This is a genomic window from Deinococcus alpinitundrae, assembly GCF_009982895.1.
Lineage (GTDB): Bacteria > Deinococcota > Deinococci > Deinococcales > Deinococcaceae > Deinococcus > Deinococcus alpinitundrae.
The window spans coordinates 1-651 of the sequence record NZ_WXZL01000098.1; the positions used below are offsets into that span (position 1 = coordinate 1).

The window sequence follows — 651 nt, forward strand, 5'->3', positions numbered from 1 at the left end:
CATCCCGAACAAAACCTGGTTGCTACTTTCCGTTGGCATCACGCCTGCTGCCATGCTGCTCTCTTACGCTGTGCAGCGACTGCTCGACCCGTCCTTGCCGCAGGCTGTTTGGTCACTCACGCTGGTGTTCAGCTTTGCCGTGTACTTTTTTGGGGCGATAAGCGAGGAGCTGGGCTGGACGGGCTACGCACTCGACCCGCTGCAACACCGGTACGGTTGTCTGATGGCCAGCGTAGGCTTGGGCGTGTTGTGGTGGCTGTGGCACGTCATCCCTTATCACGTGACCGGACGCTCAACAGATTGGATCCTCTGGCAGGGTCTGGCCACAGTGATGTTTTGCATCATTATGGTTTGGATTTACAACCATGCTGGGCGCAGTGTCCTAACCTCCACTCTGTTTCACGCCGCCATCAACACCAGCATCGATGCTTTTCCCGTGAGCGGTTCTCATTACGACCCAAAGGTCATGGGCCTGATGCTGCTCGGGCTGACCCTGTTGGTCGCTATAAGCCCGAAGTTTTTGACGATGGCAGCGTTCCTGAAACGCGTTGATCTGGAATGAACCCCCTCGAGCGGACCAACGGCCAAGCCACTTCGCCCAGACCAGCCGCTAGGCTGCTCACAGCGCGAAGGAGCCTCAATGCCAGGACG

1 protein-coding gene is annotated in these 651 nt (G+C 57.8%); it reads left to right on the forward strand.

Features of this window, described 5'->3' with window-relative positions; all coding sequences use genetic code 11:
* The coding region (locus GUI70_RS22555; RefSeq protein WP_161884510.1) for a CPBP family intramembrane glutamic endopeptidase at positions 1-562 on the forward strand (562 nt) is incomplete at its 5' end.
* Positions 563-651: the final 89 nt, after the last annotated feature.